Here is a 15511-nt window from a genome sequence, read left to right as displayed (position 1 = left end):
CTTCACCCTGCGCGACGCCTGGACCAACGCCACCACCAACACCACCGGCACCATCACCGCCAGCGTCCCCGCCCACGCCACCGTGGTCTACCGCGTCAGCGGCGGCACGTCCCCCACACCCACCCCGACCCCGACGCCCACCCCGACCCCCACACCCACCCCGACGCCCACCCCCACTCCCACCCCCACTCCGACCGGGCAGCCGGGCGACTGCTCGGTGACGTACCGCATGACCAACAGCTGGGGCTCCGGCTTCCAAAGTGAGGTGACCGTCAGCAACACAGGGTCGTCCGCCCTCAACGGCTGGAGCGTGAAACTGACGCTGGCCGGCGGACAGAGCATCACCAACCTGTGGAACGGCGTGAACACCGGCACCAGCGGCGCGGTCACCGTCAAGAACGCCGCCTACAACGGCGTCATCCCCGGCAACGCTTCGACGACGTTCGGATTCACCGCCAACGGAGACGGCTCGATCGCCCCGACCGGAGTGAGCTGCACCAGCCCATAACGATGGCGAGGTCCGGCACGATCGCCCAGGCGCCCCGGCGGGCTTCCGCCGCGGCGCCGAGGCGGCGGCGGATCCCGGCGATGGACGGCGCCTGCCGTCCGGGCGCCGGCACGGGCGTGGCGGGGCAGGACGACGCGCCATCGGCGCCGTCACGTCTAGCATTCGCAGGTGACCACTTACGACGATCCTGACGCGTTCGAGTACCTGGACGTCTCGGCGCTGCCGCAGCGTCAGCAGCGGATCCTGGCCGCGATACGCGACTGGGTGGTCAGGTACGGGTATCCGCCGAGCACACGCGAGATCGGCGACGCGGTCGGGCTGCGGTCGGCCTCGTCGGTGTCGAAACACCTGAAGAGCCTGGAGGAGCACGGGTTCCTGCGCCGGGGCACGACGATGGCCCGGCCGATCGACGTGCGCCTGTTCCTGCGAGCCTCGGCGCCGAGACCGGCCGACGACGTGGTGACCGTGCCCGTGGTGGGGGAGATCGCCGCGGGCACGCCCATCCTGGCCGACCAGCACATGGACGACATGCTGACCCTGCCTCGCGACCTCACCGGGCGTGGCACCGTGTTCGGTCTGCGCGTGCGCGGCGATTCGATGATCGACGCCGCGATCTGCGACGGCGACATCGTCGTGGTGCGTCAGCAGCCCGAGGCGCACTCCGGGCAGATCGTCGCCGCGATGATCGACGGTGAGGCCACCGTCAAGGTCTACCGCCGGCGCGACGGGCACGTCCATCTCGAACCGCGCAACCCGGCCTACGACGTCATCGACGGTGACGACGCCGTGGTGCTGGGCATCGTCGTCTCGGTCCTCCGCAGCGTCTGATCTCCGATGGCGTCCAGTTCGGCGATGGCGTCGGCGGGAAGGGTCAGCTCGGCGGCCGCGATGTTCTCCTCCAGGTGCGCGACCTTCGAGGTGCCCGGGATCACCACGGAGGTGGCCGAGCGCTGCAGCAGCCAGGCCAGCGCGACCTGCTGCGGCGAGGCCTCCACGCGGGCGGCCACCCTGCCGAGCGTGTCCGACTGGATGGGGGTGAAGCCGCCGAGCGGGAAGAACGACGCGAACGCGATGTTCTCCCGCGCGCAGCGCTCGACGAGCGCGTCGTCCTGCCGGTTGACCAGGTTGTAGAGGTTCTGGACGGCCACGACCGGGGCGATCCGCTGCGCCTCGGTCAGCTGCGTGCCCGAGGCGCCGGAGAGGCCCAGGTGCTTGATCAGTCCCTCCTGGCGCAGCTCGGCCAGCGCGCCGAACTCCTCAGAGATCGGGTCGTCGGTCGTGCCGTCGTGGTTGGGCAGGCGCAGGTAGACGACGTCGATGACGTCGAGGCCGAGGGTCTTCAGGTTCGAGTGGACCTGCTCCTTGAGCGACGCGGGCGTGAGGTCAGGGATCCACGAGCCGTTCTCGCCGCGCAGCGCGCCGACCTTGGTGAAGACGCGCACGCCCTCGGTGCGGGCCCCCAGCGCTTCCTTGACGATCTCGTTGGTCACGTGCGGACCGTAGAAGTCGGAGGTGTCGATGCAGTTCACTCCCCGCTCGACGGCGGTCCGGACGACGCGGACGGCCTCGTCGCGGTCCTTCGGCGGGCCGAAGACGTTCGGGCCGGCCAGCTGCATGGCGCCGTAGCCCATGCGGTTGACGGCCAGGCCGTCGGCGAGAGCAAGGCTTCCGGCGGATGCTGCGCTCATGTCGTTCCCTCCATTCCGGTCGCTCGCCCCTGTGGCTGACTAACCGGTTAGCTAGAGGCTACGGAAAAACTAACCAGTTAGTCAATCTGCTACAGTCGCCGGAGGGAGGAAGCCATATGAGCAAGGCGGAAGCGACGCGCGAACGGATCCTCGACGCCGCGCTGGAGGAGTTCTCGGCCTACGGGATCGCCGGCGCGCGCGTCGATCGCATCGCGCGCAACGCCGGGTGCAACAAGAACCTGATCTACATCTACTTCGAGAGCAAGGAGAAGCTGTTCACCACGGTGCTCCAACGCCATCTGGCGGACGTCAACCTGCGGATGCCGTTCACGCCGGCCGACATCCCCGGCTTCGCCGGGAAGGTGTACGACTTCGCCACGGCACACCCGCAGATCATCCGGCTGCTCGCGTGGTCGACCCTGGAACAGAGCGCCGAACTGCCGGCATCCCGGGCGGTCTCCTTCCAGGAGATGGCCGCGGCGGTGGCCGACGGTCAGCGCGAGGGCCGGATCAACCCCGCCTTCCCGCCCGAGTTCCTCATGACGACGCTGATGGCGGTGGCCACGTCGTGGTCACCCGCGTTCCCGTTCGGCACGTCCACCAGGCGCCCGGCGCCGGAGGTGCTGCGAGAGAACATCGTCAAGGCGATCACCCTGCTGGTGCGCCCTCCTGCCGCCGCCACCGAGGCGGACCCCGATCAGCCAGGCGCCGCCTGAACGGGCAGAGCCCGGTCGTGTGAGATATCCCTCTCCCCTTGTCGTGGCGCTGGTGGGGTGGGGAGGTGACCATGGAGCGATGACCTCCTCGCCCCGCCCGCCGCACGTCGGTGACCGACCGGATCCGACAGGCGGGACCACCGCGCCCGGCGGAGAGCCCGCTCCCGCCCGCGGGTACCTGCTGGACAACGCGCGCGCCGAGGCGGGCGAGCGATTCGTCTGGCTGGCCGAACTGTTCGACGGTGTGACGCGGGGGCACTTCGACCGACTGGGGGTCGGGGCCGGCTCGCGCTGCTGGGAGGTGGGGGCCGGTGGCCGCAGCATCCCGGAGGCGCTCGCGGCGGCCGTCGGTCCGGCCGGGTACGTGCTGGCCACCGACATCGACCCGTCGTGGCTGGAGGCGGGCGCCGGGTACGAGGTGCGCCGGCACGACGTCGCCGCTGATCCGCCCCCGGAGCCGGGGACGTTCGACCTGGTGCACGCCCGGCTCGTGCTGGTCCACGTACCCGACCGGGCCCGGGCGCTGGCCACGATGGCGGCGGCGCTGCGGCCCGGCGGCCGGCTGCTGGTCGAGGACGCCGACACCGCTCTGCAGCCACTGGCATGTCTGGACGACGGCGGCCCGGCGCAGCGGCGGGCCAACCGGCTGCGCGACGCGGTCCGGGAGCTGCTGGCGCGCCGCGGCGCGGACCTGCGCTACGGCCGGACACTGCCGCGGGCGTTGCGTGAGGCGGGCTTGGTGGATGTCGCCGCGGCGGGCTCTTTCCCGGTCGGCGGGCCGGCCTGCGACCGGCTGGAGGCGGCGACCATCCGGCACGTGCGCGGCGAGCTGCTCGCGGCCGGCCTGGCCGACGACGCCGAGATCGACGCGCATTTGGCCGCCGTCCACGCGGGCGAACTCGACCTGACTCTGGCGCCGCTGATCTCGGCCTGGGGACGCCGTCCGGCCGAGCCCCCGCCGGCACTCGGTCAGGTGCGGATCGAGAGTCTCACAGCAGTCCCCTCTTCGTGAGGTTTGCCATGAGGTCGCGGACTCCGAAGTCCCAGGGTGCGCAGTCCTCGGCGTGCTGGACGCGGTTGACCAGGGTGCCGAGCGCGGGGGAACCGATCCTCACGACGTCGCCGGTCTTGTGGGTGAACCCCTCGCCGGGGTGGTCGCGGTCCTGGATGGGCGCGAACATCGTGCCGAGCATGAGGACCGCGCCGTCGGGATACTGATGGTGCGAGCCGATCAGTTGCCGCACCAGCTCCTCCGGATCGCGTGATATCCGCGCCATCTCCGAGACCGCCTCGAGGCGGAAGCCGTCCACGCCCTGGATGTCCAGGCGCACCGCGAGGCCGCGCACCCGTTCCAGGTCGAACCGCTCGTCGAAGAGCCGGATGAGGGGGCCGAGCGCGCACGACGCGTTGTTGTCCTTCGCCATCGGCAGCAGGAGCGCCGATCGGCCCTCGACATCCCGGAGGTTCACGTCGTTGGCGAGCGTCGCCCCCACGATCCGGCCGCTCGACTGGACGATGAGCGCCACCTCGGGCTCGGGGTTGTTCCAGGTCGAGGCGGCGAGCACGCCGACGGGCACCGCGGTTCCCATGGCGGAGAGGATCTGGCCCTTGGTGAAGATCTCGGCGTCCGGGCCGATCCCGACCTCCAGGTACTGGCTCCAGACGCCCTCGGCGACGAGCAGGCTCTTCAGCCGCGCCGCCTCCTTCGAACCCGGCGACAGCTCGTGAAGGTCGGCGCCGACGCCCGCGAGCATCCGCCGGCGGATGTCCGCCGCGAGCGCCATGTCGCCGCCGGCCCGCTCCTCGATGACGCGCTCGATCATCGAGACGGCGAAGGTCACCCCCGCGGCCTTGAGCGCCTGAAGGTCGACCGGTGCGAGCAGCCAGGGCCGGGTACGGTCCCGGTCCGCGGCGCCGGTGTTGGCCAGCACGTCCCCTAAGCCGCCGACATGCCGGCCGTCGAGACCGGAGACCACGGCGGCGGGTTCGGGCAGTTCGCAGATGTCGCGGACCGTCGGGAAATCCGCGCTGATGTCGAAGACCTCCCCGTCGCGGACGACCACGGGTGACGGCCCTTCGACGAGGGGATCCCAGACGCGGCCGATCAGGACACCGTCCGCGGCGTCGTCCGGCAGAGCGTCGGCGGCCGTCCCGTACCAGCCGGCCTCGGCGGCGAGCTCATCGGGCGGTGGCTGGATCATTTGCCGTCTCCCAGATTGAAGAAGGACCGCTCGTTCCCGGGCCGGATGTCGAAGACGGCGTCCTGGAACAGGCGCAGGGGGTGGGGGGTGAAGGGATGCCGCGCGATCGCCTCGAGGTCGAGGTCGATGCCGAGACCGGGCCCCGTCGGGATGATGACGTCGCCCTCCTCGGTCAGCACGAGTCTTTCGCTGGTGATCTCCGGGCGCCATGGGACGTCGGTCGCCATGATCTCCAGGTATCGGAAGTTGGGCAGGGCGGCCCCGAGCTGCAGCGTCGCCGCGGTGCTCAGCGGCCCGCTGGGATTGTGCGGCGCGAAGCCGACGTAGCCGGTCGCGGCGAGCGTCGAGATGAAGGCCAGTTCGGCGATGCCGCCGGCGTGCGTCACATCGGGCTGGACGAAGTCGACCGCCTGCCGGGCGAGCGCCGGCGCGAAACCCTGCCGTCCGAACCACCGTTCCCCGGCGGCGATCGGCACCGGCGACGCCCTGCGGATGTCGACGAGGGCGTCGAGGTTGTCCGGCGGGCACGGTTCCTCGAACCACACCGGGTCGAACTGCGCGATCTCCCGCGCGACCTTGACGGCGTGGTTGACGTCGAACCGGCCGTGGCCCTCGATGAACAGCTCGATGTCGCGCCCGACGGCGGAGCGGACGGCGTCGATCTGCGCGAGCACGCGGTCCAGCTGCCGCGTGGTGATCGTGAGGTCGTAGTTCTCGAAGGGGTCCCACTTCAGACCGCGAAAGCCGCTGTCGACGGTCCTTCTCGCGGCGGCCGCGTAGTCCTCGGCCGTGACGGCCCCCGAGAACCAGCCGTTGGCGTAGGCGCGCACCCGGTCGCGGGTGGCGCCGCCGAGCAGCCGCGAGACCGGGACGCCGAGCTCTCGTGCCGAGATGTCCCACAGCGCCATCTCAAGCGAACTCAGCGCGGTCATGACGACCGGGCCGCCTCGCCAGTACCAGTCTCTCGCCAGCTCGTACAGGATGCCGGATATGCGGGTGGGGTCCATCCCGGTCACGGCTTCGGCCAGTTCGGCGATGGCGCCTTGGACGGCGCGTTCCTTGCCCTCCAGCGTCGCTTCGCCGAGTCCGACGATTCCTTCGTCCGTCGAGACGCGGACGATCACCAGGTTGGTGCGGTAGAAGTCGACGACGAGGGTGTCGACCGAGGTGATCTTCATATTCCGGTTCAGCCCTTCACGGCGCCGGCGGTCATGCCGGCCACCACGTGCTTCTGCGCGAACAGATAGAAGACGACGGCGGGCAACGTGAACATGAAGGCGACCGCCATGACCGTCTGGATCGGCGTGCCGAGTTCGCCGATGAAGTTCGCGATGCCGACCGATGCCGGCTGCTTCTCCGGGGTGAAGATGAACGTCACGGCGAACACGTACTCGTTCCAGGCGTGGAAGAAGGCGATGACCGCGGTGGCGGCGAGCGACGGAGCGATCAGCGGCACGTTGATGCGGGTCAGCACGGTGAGCGGTCGCGCTCCGTCGACCCGCGCGGACTCCTCCAGTTCGCGGGGCAGGCCGTCGATCGCGCCCTTGAGGATGAGGGCGACGATCGGCAGGACGAAGGCGGAGTTGACCAGGATGAGGCCGCCGAGGGAGTCGAGGAGGTCGAATCGCCGGAAGAGCGCGAAGAGCGGGACGACCATGAGGGCCTCGGGAAGCATCTGCGTGAACAGCAGTACGACGGTCACGACGACCTTTCCGCCGAACGAGAACCTCGAGAGGGCGTAGCCGAGCGGGATGCCGAGGCCGATCGAGAGCACCGTCGTGCCGACGGCGATCATCAGGCTGTTGCGCAGCCAGGTCGTCGCCTTGCCTTCGGCCAGCGCGTCGATGAAGACCCCGAACTGCGAGAAGTCGGGGACGAGCCGGGCCTTCTGTGCGAAAAGGTCCGAGTTGCTCGACAGCGCGGTGACGATCATCCAGTACAGCGGGAAGACCGCGACCCCCAGCACGACGAGGACGGCGAGGATCCTCAGGGTCAGGCCCATGCGGGGCAGTCTCATCAGCGGGCCTCCCTCTCGGCGGCACGGGCGACGAACCGGCTGCCGGCGATGACGATGAGCGAGATGACGACGCCGACCATGCCGACCGCCGCCGCCGAGCCGAGTTGCTTCGAGTCGAAGGCCTGCGAGTAGAGCTCGATGACCAGCGTCTGGGTCGCGCCGACCGGTCCCCCCTTCGTCATGAGCCAGATGAGCTCGAATCGCCGCAGGGACCAGATGGTCATGAGGAGGGCGAGCAGGCCGACGGTCGGCTTGATGGCCTGCCAGGTGACGGCGCGGAAGGTCCACCACCTGCCCGCGCCGTCCATCGTCGCGGCCTCGGTGAGGTGCGGGGGGACGGACTGCAGCGCGGACAGCAGCACGACCGAGGTGAACGGGAACAGCTGCCAGATGGTCGTCGCGAGGACCGCCGGCAGGGCGTACCGGGGGCTGTCGAGAATGGCGCCGCCGGGGACGCCGAGGCCGACCGCGTCCAGGAATCGGTTCACGATCCCGTAGTCGGGGTTGAGCATCCATATCGCGATGAGCGCGACCGCGATGCCGGGCGCCGCCCAGGGAATGGTCACGAACGCCCGCGCCAGCCCCCGGCCGCGGAAGCCCTTGTTGAGGAGCAGGGCGACCGCGAGTCCGGCCCCCACCGCGACGACGACACAGACGACGACGTAGATGAGGGTGATGAGGAGGGTACGGCGGAAGTCCTCGTCGCCGAAGATGCGGGTGAAGTTGTCGAATCCCACCCAGGTGCTGCGTGTGGGGTTCAGCAGCGAGGTTCGCGTGAAGCTCAGGAAGATCTCCTGCGCCAGCGGAACGACCTGGAACACCAGGATGAAGAGGGCTGCGGGGGCCAGGAAGAAGTAGGGCGTCCACTTGCTTCCGAGCGGGCTGCCTCGACGCCGGGTCCCGGATCGAGGCCCTGTGATCTGCTGCTCTTCCAGCACGGTCATCGAGTTCGGTCCTTCGAAAATAGGGGACGCCGCCGGCGGGAGGGTCTCGACGGCGGCATCGTCCGGTCAGCCGGCCAACTGGGACGCCTGCTGCTGGGCGCGGTCCAGCGCGGTCTTGAGGTCGACCGTGCCCTGGAGCGCCGCGACGACGTTCTGCACGACGACCTTGCGGATGTCCGGCGTCTTCGCCTCGAACCCCTGCACGATCTGCGGCAGGCTCGTCTCGGTGAGGCCGTCGAAGACGGTGAGGAAGGGCGTCTTCTCGAGCTGCTCAGGGCTTCGTTCGGTGACCGTCGCCACACTGCTGGCGCCGAGGATCTCCTGCAGCTTGACCTGGTTGTTCGGCTCGAGCGCCCACTTGATGAAGGTGGCCGCCGCCTCCTTCGCCGGGCTCGCCTCGTTGATGACGATGGGCGCGAGGATCGCGCCCTGCTTGCGGACCGGGAACGGGATGGGGGCGACGTTGAAGTTCAGCTTGGCGTTCTGACCGCGGGTCGCCGTCACGTAGCCGCCGTTGTTGAGCTCCATGCCCACCTTGCCCTCGGCGAACATGCGGCGGAACGTCGCCGCGTCCGCGCCACGCGGGATCACCTTGGCGTCGTACAGGTCCTTGTACGCCTGCAGGCCCTTGAGGTTCTCGGGCGAGTTGATCGTCAGCTTCTTGCCGTCCGACCACGCGCCGCCGAATCCGTAGACGTAGTTGAAGATGTCCTGCCACACACCGGCTTCCTCGGCCTCCGTCTGACGGAACGCCAGGCCGTAGGTGTCGCCCTTGGTCAGCGACTTCGCGGTGTCGACGAACTCCTCGTAGCTCGCCGGGGGCTTCGGGATCAGGTCGGCGTTGTAGAACATCGCGTAGTTCGACGCCTCGAAGATGATCCCGTGACGCTCGCCGTTGTGGACCATGAACTGGTCCGGCTGCTTGAGCAGGTCGTACTTGCTGACGTCGATCAGGTCGTTGAGCGGTGCGATGAGGCCGGCGTCCGAGGCGGACTCGAACTCCGGCATGTCGAAGCGGATCAGGTCGGGCCCTTTTCCGCTGCCCATCTGGGTCAGGATGGTCTGGCCGAAGGTCGGGTACGGCACCGCCGCGGCTGAGACCTGCACCTTGTTCTGGCTCTTGTTGAACTCCTCGAGCCACTTCGTGAGCGAGGGCCCGCGGCCCGGGTCGCCGAGGGTCGAGGCGGCGAACGTCAGCTTGGCCACGCCGCCTCCGGATCCACCCTCGGATCCTCCGTCGGAACCGCATCCGGTCAGAAGGGCGACGGCCATAGATGTGACGCCGGCCGCCGCGACCATACTGCGGCGAACGCGATGCAGCCTCATTTGTTACTCCAGAGTAATAACCGGTTACTTCACCGAAACCGTGGTCGGATTTGCAACGATCGTAGCGACATGTGCAACGAAGTCAAGTGACAGTTGCGCATGTCATGAGCTACATTGCAAACTACGCAACGCAAGGAGGATGGTAAGTGGCGCAATCGATCCAGCGTGCGATCAACCTGATCCGCTTGGCGGCGGAGCACCCGCTGACACTGTCGGAGGCCTCGGACGTGCTCGGCGTCCACAAGTCCACGGCCCTCCGGATCCTCCAGACGCTGGAGGCCGCGCGATTCGTGCGCAAGACGGGGGCGGGGACATACGTGTTCGGCAGCGGGCTCATAGAACTGTCGGAACTCGCGCTCGGCTCGATGGACCTCCGCCAGTTCGCGTCCGCGCACCTGCGTGCGCTCCAGCGGCAGACGGGCCATACCGTTCACCTGGCGCAGTTGACCGGTGACGAGATCATCTACGTCGACAAGGTGGACAGCCCCGCGTTCGACGCGGTGAAGCTGCCGTCACGGATCGGCCGGGCCGTCTCGATCTACGCGAGCGCCGTGGGCAAGGTGATCCTCGCCCACATCTCCCGGGAGGAACGCGATCGCCTGCTCTCGCACGTCACCTTCGAGCGGTACACCGGCACGACCTTCATCGACCGCGACTCCCTCGACGTCGAACTCGCCCGCGTCGCCGAGCGTGGCTGGGCCATCGACGACGGCGAGCACGACGCCTATGTCATGTGCGTCGCCGCGCCGATCAGGGATTCGCGCGGACAGGTCATCGCGGCCGTCTCCCTCACCGCGATCGAGGTGATCGCCGGCTTGGACCAGCTGAAGGAGAAGCTTCCACTCCTGCTGGAGACCTCGGCACTGATCTCGCAGGAGCTCGGCTACACACCCGAGTCCTCGCCGGCGCCACCGGCGCGCTGAGACGCGGCCCCCCGGACCACCCAGCGGCGCCGCCGGTTTCGTCCCGCGTCGCCGGCCTCCCTATCCCGGCGACCGGGCGATCCGGACATGTCCTTTAGGGCCTGTCCGGAAGGTCAAAAAAGGTCTTGTGTGCGCAAACGTTCTCAGTTACGTTAAGCGCCGGAAACGTAATCGATAACGTTTGCAATGGAGAGGGCCGTATGGCCGAGGTCGGTGCGCCGGTGACGATGAATGATGTCGCGCGAGCGGCGGGCGTCTCCACTGCGACCGTTTCGCGAGTGGTCAACGGGCGTTACGGCGTAAGTGCCAGCACCATCGCACAGGTGCGTTCGGCCATCGAGCGACTCGGCTATGAGTCGAGTCTGGTGGCGACAAGCCTTCGGCGCAGCCGCACCAATGTCCTCGGCCTAGTTACCCACAGCTTTCAGTCTTATACGGCTGAGGTGCTGAAGGGTGTGATGCAGGCGTTGAGCAGGTCGGGCTTCGATCTGATCATCTACACCAACAGCGACCTCTATGGAACGTATTCGGAGGGCTGGGAACAGCGGCATCTGACCCGGCTGTCGGGCACGCTCACGGACGGGTGCATCGTGGTGACGCCCTGGGGCGAGGTGCGCAGCAGCACCCCGGTCGTGGTCATCGATCCGGTACGGGGCTCGACGGTGCCGTCGGTGACGGCCGATAACCTCACGGGTGCGATCTCGGTGGTCGAGCATCTCCTCGCCCTCGGTCACCGGCGCATCGGATTCATCGCGGGCCGTTCCAGCCTGGAGGCCGCGTGGTCACGCGAGGAGGGGTACCGCAGGGCGCTCGCCGAAGCCGGCGTCCCGGTCGACCTGGCGTTGATCGGCAGAGGAGACTTCAATCCCGATTCCGCGGGCCCGCTGGCACACGCGTTGCTGGACAGGCCGGACCCTCCGACGGCGGTCTTCGCCGCGAGCGACGGGATGGCGCTGAAGGTTCTGGAGGTCGCGAAGGATCTCGGGCTCAGCGTACCCGGCGACCTGTCGGTGGCCGGATTCGACAACATCCCGGAGTCGGCGCTGGCCGAGCCGGGGCTGACGACGGTGGACCAGTCGATGTACCGGCTCGGGTACGAGGCCGCGCACCTGCTGAAGTCGCTGGTGAGCGGCGAGTGGGAAGGCCGCCGCCGCATACGGCTTCCGACCAGCCTGGTGATCCGCGGCTCCACCGCGCCACCGAAGAGCACGCCCGGACCATGACGCACGCACGAGCCACGTTCAGTCAGCACCGAAGGGCCCGGTGAACACGAGGCCCGTCAGTGAAGGAGTGGAGACACAGAGATAACCGCTACACCCAACGATGAATTCGGTCGGCAGGAGGGGTCGCATCCGCTGCCGACCATTGAAAGAAGGGTGAATTCCATGAAAGTGTATCACGGCAGCATGCGCCGCAAGGGCGTGCGCCGGCTCTCAGCGGTGATCACCGCTGGAGTCATGGCGATCGCGTCGATGTTACTCGCGCCGCTCCCGGCGTCGGCGGCGGACACACCGTGGCTGAGCGTCTCCGAGGACCGCTACGCGTCGTTCAGCGTCCCGGCCGCCTATGTCCAGGCCAATATGGGCCAGGTGTCACAGGTCGTCATCGAGGGAAACTTCGGCCCCTCCTCCGCCTGGGCGGAGTTCGGTCTCACCCGCCGGGGCGACGCCTGGTCGGGGGTCCTCGGCCCGCTCAAGCCGGGGCTGTACTACTACCAGGTCACGGGCGACGACACCAAGAGCCTGAAGGACCCGACGAACAGCGCCGGCGTGGCGTCCAAGCCTCTCTGGAGCACCTTCCTGGTGCCGGGCGACTCGGCGGCCCTGCTGGCGGACGCTCCCGAGGGCCAGGGCGGCAAGGTCGGCACCCTGACCTACCGGACCAAGGGGACCGAGCGGTCGGCTCTGGTATGGACGCCGCCGGGGTACGCCGCCAAGGACGGCAAGGGCGGCAAGCCGTATCCGGTGCTGTACCTGCGGTCCGGCGCCGACAGGAGCGCCACCGAATGGCTCGACCTCGGTCGCGCCAAGCAGATCCTGGACAACCTGTCGGCCAAGGGCGCCATCGAGCCGATGGTGGTCGTGATCGGCGACGGGCCGGATGACGACAAGGACCTGAAGGACCTCCGGAAGGCGGTCGGGGACGCCTACCGCGTCCATCACGACCGGGAGCACCAGGCCATCGCCGGCGTGTCAGACGGCGGGACGCAGGCGCTGCGCACCGCCCTGACCGGCCCGGGTCAGTTCGCCTACGCTGGCTCGTTCTCCGGTCTGCTGACCGAGGTCGCCGGCGGAGGGCACGGGCCCGCGAAGAAGCACGACCTCAAGCTGGTGCGTCTGTACACCGGGAACGTGACCGATCCCGCGTACAACGCGACCGACCGCCTGACGAAGGCGCTGAAGCGCGCCGATGTCACGTACGAGTTCGACGGGGTCAACCCCGACGCGGGCGGCACCTGGAGCGCCTGGCAGGAGAACCTGATCGATTTCCTGCCGCGGCTGTTCCACAAGGCGCGGGACCACGGTCCGAGCGCCGGCCACGGGCCGCTGAAGGGCCGGTTCGACCCGCCGGCGCCCGGCACCACCCCGACGCCGTTCGTGACCAAGGACGGCTTCGTCACCTTCGAGACCACGACGGACTTCAAGGACGCCGAGCACGTCACGGTGTGGGCGAACACGGCTCCCGGCGGGAGCTGGCTGCGCGTCCCGATGTCCCGTGAAGGCGACAGGTGGCGGGTGACCGTGGGTCCGCTGGACCCGTGGTTCTACTACTACCGGTGGATCGTGGACCGGGTGGGCGTCAAGGACGCGTCGAACCCGACGAAGATCACCACCGAGGCGGCCTGGAGCACGTTCCTCATCCCCGGCGAGAGGTCGCGCCTGCTGTCCGACGTTCCCGCCGGTCAAGGCGGCAAGGTCGAGAGTCTGACGTACCGGAGCACCGTGGCGAACCAGGACAGGACCGCGCTGGTGTGGACCCCGCCCGGCTACGACCCCGACCGCGCGGAGCCCTACCCCGTCCTCTACCTCCAGCACGGCAGCGGCCAGAACTACACCGACTGGACCGAGATGGGACGGGCCAAGCAGATCCTCGACCACCAGTTCCTCGACGGGGACCTGGTGCCGATGGTGGTCGTGATGGGCAACGGCAACTCGTCCAACTTCAACAAGGAACTGCTGGAGAACATCGTTCCCGCGGCCCGCGCCGGCTACCACATCTCCAGCGACCCGTCGCGGCAGGCCCTCGCCGGCCTCTCGATGGGCGGTGGACAGGCGATCGGCGTGCTCAAGGCCTACCCGGGTGAGTTCGCCTACGTCGCGGCGTTCTCGGCCGGGTTCGGCAGCGGCGCCAATGTCGACGTGGAGGCGATCAACAGCAAGACCAAGCTGTTCCGCGTGTACGTCGGCGACGTGACCGACTTCGTGTACCCGTCGTTCATGGCGGGCCTGACCACCATGAACACCCTCGGCGTCCACTATGAGTTCGACGGGGTCACCCCTGGACCGCACGGCTGGGACGTGTGGCAGAAGAACCTCATCGACCTGGCGCCGCGTCTGTTCAAGCGCTAGGCGGGTCCCGTCGCAGGCGGGCACCATCGGAGCATCGCGCCCCGGTGGTGCCCGCCGGGCAAGGGAGCCTGCCGGGCGTTCACCTGAGGATCGGCACGAAGGACCGGGCGCGGGGTTTCGGCCCCCGCGCCCCGTCCCGGTCGATCGCTCGGCCTCAACGGTGGCGCATGGACCTTCGTGCGCTGCGATCCCGAAGGGGAAAGTCAATGAAGAGAAGAAACCTGATAGCCGCGTCGGCCCTGCTGGCCGTCACGGGCGCGCTTGCCGCCTGCTCCCCCGACCAAGGCGGGGGCGGAGGCGGTGCGGCGGGCGACGCGGGCGGTAACAACGCCAGCAGCTGCACGAACACGATCACCAAGAAGGAACTGCCGGTCGTGACGATGTGGGGCTGGTACCCCAACATGCAGCTCGTCGTCGACAACTTCAACAAGCAGAACGGCGAGGTGCAGATCTGCTGGACCAACGTCGGTCAGGGCGGTGACGAGTACCAGAAGTTCCAGACGGCCATCTCGGCGGGCACCGGCGCACCCGATGTGATCATGGTCGAGATGGACCGCATCCCGACCTTCCAGATCCAGAACGCGCTCGTCGACATCAAGAAGTTCGGCTACGACAAGGTCAAGGCCAACTACAGCGAGGGCGCGTGGAAGGACGTCTCGGTCGGCGACGCCGTCTACGGCGTGCCGGTCGACGGCGGGCCGCTGGCGATGATCTACCGGAAGGACATCTTCGACAAGTACAAGATCACACCGCCGAAGACGTGGGCCGAGTACGAGCAGGCCGCGCAGAAGGTGAAGGACGCGGGCGGCCCGAAGTTCGGCGATCTCGGTTCGAACGTGCCGGCCCTGACGATGGCGCTGCAGATCCAGAAGGGCGCCGCTCCGTTCACCTATGACCCGGCGCAGCCGAAGGCGATCGGCGTCAAGCTGAACGACCAGCCCTCCAAGGACGTGCTCGACTACTGGGGCGGCCTCGCGAAGAAGGGCCTGGTCGGCACGCAGGACCAGTTCACGCCCGAGTACATCTCCGGTGTGATCAACGGCAAGTACGCGACGTACATCTCGGCGGCCTGGGCTCCCGGCTACCTGACCGGCGCCGGCGTCGGCAAGGGCAAGGACACCGGCAAGTTCGCGGTGGCGCCGCTCCCGCAGTGGGATCCCGCCAACCCGGTGCACGTGAACTGGGGCGGGTCCGCCTTCTCCGTGACGAGCCAGGCGAAGAACCCCGAACTCGCGGCCAAGGTGGCGTACGGCTTCTACGCCGACAAGGAGTCGCTCACCGACGGCTGGACCAACCAGATCATCTTCCCGCTCAACCTCTCGGCGCTCAAGGCCCCCGAGTTCGTGGACGCGAAGGTGGCGTTCTTCGACGGCCAGCAGGCGAACAAGGAGGTCTACGTCCCCGCGGCGGACGGCTACAAGGGCGTCACCTACAGCCCCTTCGGCCAGTACTACTTCGACGCCATGACCAAGCAGGTCAGCGCGATCATCGACGGCTCCGTCACCGGCTCCCAGGCCGCCGACAAGCTCCAGGAGGACGTGGCCGCGTACGCCAAGGAACAAGGATTCACCGTTCAGTGACGACAAGGGTGGGCCACGCCGTCCTCGGCCGGCCGGCCC

The 15511-nt window shown here is 68.6% G+C and carries 14 protein-coding genes; 8 read left to right on the top strand and 6 right to left on the bottom strand.

The genetic code is table 11. The annotated features are described in order from the left end of the window. Both ACFO60_RS15400 and lexA read left to right on the top strand, forming a co-directional pair. A partial coding sequence (locus ACFO60_RS15400; protein ID WP_380840896.1) for a cellulose binding domain-containing protein occupies positions 1–508 on the top strand: 508 nt, incomplete at its 5' end. Between the two features lie 168 nt (positions 509–676). After that, positions 677–1336 (top strand): transcriptional repressor LexA, encoded by a 660-nt coding sequence (lexA, locus tag ACFO60_RS15395; protein WP_380840895.1) that lies wholly within the window; start codon positions 677–679, stop codon positions 1334–1336. Here the strand turns inward: lexA and ACFO60_RS15390 are convergent. Further along, positions 1267–2196, bottom strand: coding sequence for an oxidoreductase (locus ACFO60_RS15390; protein ID WP_380840894.1), 930 nt, complete (start codon positions 2194–2196; stop codon positions 1267–1269). The two genes, lexA and ACFO60_RS15390, sit on opposite strands and share 70 nt — an antisense overlap. Before the next feature lie 116 nt (positions 2197–2312). Between ACFO60_RS15390 and ACFO60_RS15385 the strand changes: the two genes are divergently transcribed. Further along, positions 2313–2912, top strand: coding sequence for a TetR family transcriptional regulator (locus ACFO60_RS15385; protein WP_380840893.1), 600 nt, complete (start codon positions 2313–2315; stop codon positions 2910–2912). Positions 2913–2991: 79 nt separating this feature from the next. Further along, positions 2992–3924 (top strand): methyltransferase domain-containing protein, encoded by a 933-nt coding sequence (locus ACFO60_RS15380; protein ID WP_380840892.1) that lies wholly within the window; start codon positions 2992–2994, stop codon positions 3922–3924. On the opposite strand, the gene ACFO60_RS15375 is transcribed toward ACFO60_RS15380, so the two are convergent. The 5 genes from ACFO60_RS15375 to ACFO60_RS15355 form a co-directional block, all read right to left on the bottom strand. Continuing rightward, on the bottom strand, positions 3902–5113 hold the full coding sequence (locus ACFO60_RS15375; protein WP_380840890.1) for a fumarylacetoacetate hydrolase family protein: 1212 nt from the start codon (positions 5111–5113) through the stop codon (positions 3902–3904). The genes ACFO60_RS15380 and ACFO60_RS15375 overlap by 23 nt on opposite strands. Further along, positions 5110–6291: a mandelate racemase/muconate lactonizing enzyme family protein gene (locus ACFO60_RS15370; protein WP_380840889.1), complete on the bottom strand. Its 1182-nt coding sequence runs from the start codon at positions 6289–6291 to the stop codon at positions 5110–5112. Before ACFO60_RS15370 ends, ACFO60_RS15375 begins: the two co-directional genes overlap by 4 nt. 8 nt (positions 6292–6299) lie before the next feature. Next, entirely contained in the window at positions 6300–7130 is an 831-nt protein-coding gene (locus tag ACFO60_RS15365; protein ID WP_380840888.1) for a carbohydrate ABC transporter permease, read from the bottom strand. Beyond that, positions 7130–8074, bottom strand: coding sequence for a carbohydrate ABC transporter permease (locus tag ACFO60_RS15360; protein WP_380840887.1), 945 nt, complete (start codon positions 8072–8074; stop codon positions 7130–7132). The genes ACFO60_RS15365 and ACFO60_RS15360 overlap by 1 nt, the downstream gene beginning before the upstream one ends. A gap of 66 nt (positions 8075–8140) precedes the next feature. Beyond that, positions 8141–9280, bottom strand: coding sequence for an ABC transporter substrate-binding protein (locus ACFO60_RS15355; RefSeq protein WP_380840886.1), 1140 nt, complete (start codon positions 9278–9280; stop codon positions 8141–8143). Between the two features lie 266 nt (positions 9281–9546). Between ACFO60_RS15355 and ACFO60_RS15350 the strand changes: the two genes are divergently transcribed. The 4 genes from ACFO60_RS15350 (at position 9547) to ACFO60_RS15335 (ending at position 15472) form a co-directional block, all read left to right on the top strand. Continuing rightward, positions 9547–10323 (top strand): IclR family transcriptional regulator, encoded by a 777-nt coding sequence (locus tag ACFO60_RS15350; RefSeq protein ID WP_380840885.1) that lies wholly within the window; start codon positions 9547–9549, stop codon positions 10321–10323. A gap of 200 nt (positions 10324–10523) precedes the next feature. Then, positions 10524–11546 (top strand): LacI family DNA-binding transcriptional regulator, encoded by a 1023-nt coding sequence (locus ACFO60_RS15345; protein ID WP_380840884.1) that lies wholly within the window; start codon positions 10524–10526, stop codon positions 11544–11546. 162 nt (positions 11547–11708) lie between these two features. Beyond that, positions 11709–13892 (top strand): alpha/beta hydrolase, encoded by a 2184-nt coding sequence (locus ACFO60_RS15340; RefSeq protein ID WP_380840883.1) that lies wholly within the window; start codon positions 11709–11711, stop codon positions 13890–13892. A 206-nt stretch (positions 13893–14098) separates the two neighbouring features. Continuing rightward, positions 14099–15472, top strand: a complete 1374-nt coding sequence (locus tag ACFO60_RS15335) for an ABC transporter substrate-binding protein (protein WP_380840881.1) — start codon at positions 14099–14101, stop codon at positions 15470–15472. Positions 15473–15511 lie beyond the last annotated feature (39 nt).

The sequence above is a fragment of the Sphaerisporangium dianthi genome, assembly GCF_042654065.1.
Taxonomy (GTDB): Bacteria; Actinomycetota; Actinomycetes; order Streptosporangiales; family Streptosporangiaceae; genus Sphaerisporangium; species Sphaerisporangium dianthi.
Note: the sequence above shows the minus strand (reverse complement) of the source record. Positions and strands in the feature narration are given on the sequence as shown.

What these genes read in the sequence shown, in the direction of transcription:
- ACFO60_RS15370 (WP_380840889.1), bottom strand. Translation starts at nt 6,291, where the DNA reads ATGAAGATCACCTCGGTCGACACCCTCGTCGTCGACTTCTACCGCACC.
- ACFO60_RS15380 (WP_380840892.1), top strand. Translation starts at nt 2,992, where the DNA reads ATGACCTCCTCGCCCCGCCCGCCGCACGTCGGTGACCGACCGGATCCG.
- ACFO60_RS15335 (WP_380840881.1), top strand. Translation starts at nt 14,099, where the DNA reads ATGAAGAGAAGAAACCTGATAGCCGCGTCGGCCCTGCTGGCCGTCACG.
- ACFO60_RS15375 (WP_380840890.1), bottom strand. Translation starts at nt 5,113, where the DNA reads ATGATCCAGCCACCGCCCGATGAGCTCGCCGCCGAGGCCGGCTGGTAC.
- ACFO60_RS15360 (WP_380840887.1), bottom strand. Translation starts at nt 8,074, where the DNA reads ATGACCGTGCTGGAAGAGCAGCAGATCACAGGGCCTCGATCCGGGACC.
- ACFO60_RS15365 (WP_380840888.1), bottom strand. Translation starts at nt 7,130, where the DNA reads ATGAGACTGCCCCGCATGGGCCTGACCCTGAGGATCCTCGCCGTCCTC.
- ACFO60_RS15385 (WP_380840893.1), top strand. Translation starts at nt 2,313, where the DNA reads ATGAGCAAGGCGGAAGCGACGCGCGAACGGATCCTCGACGCCGCGCTG.
- ACFO60_RS15390 (WP_380840894.1), bottom strand. Translation starts at nt 2,196, where the DNA reads ATGAGCGCAGCATCCGCCGGAAGCCTTGCTCTCGCCGACGGCCTGGCC.
- ACFO60_RS15340 (WP_380840883.1), top strand. Translation starts at nt 11,709, where the DNA reads ATGAAAGTGTATCACGGCAGCATGCGCCGCAAGGGCGTGCGCCGGCTC.
- ACFO60_RS15345 (WP_380840884.1), top strand. Translation starts at nt 10,524, where the DNA reads ATGGCCGAGGTCGGTGCGCCGGTGACGATGAATGATGTCGCGCGAGCG.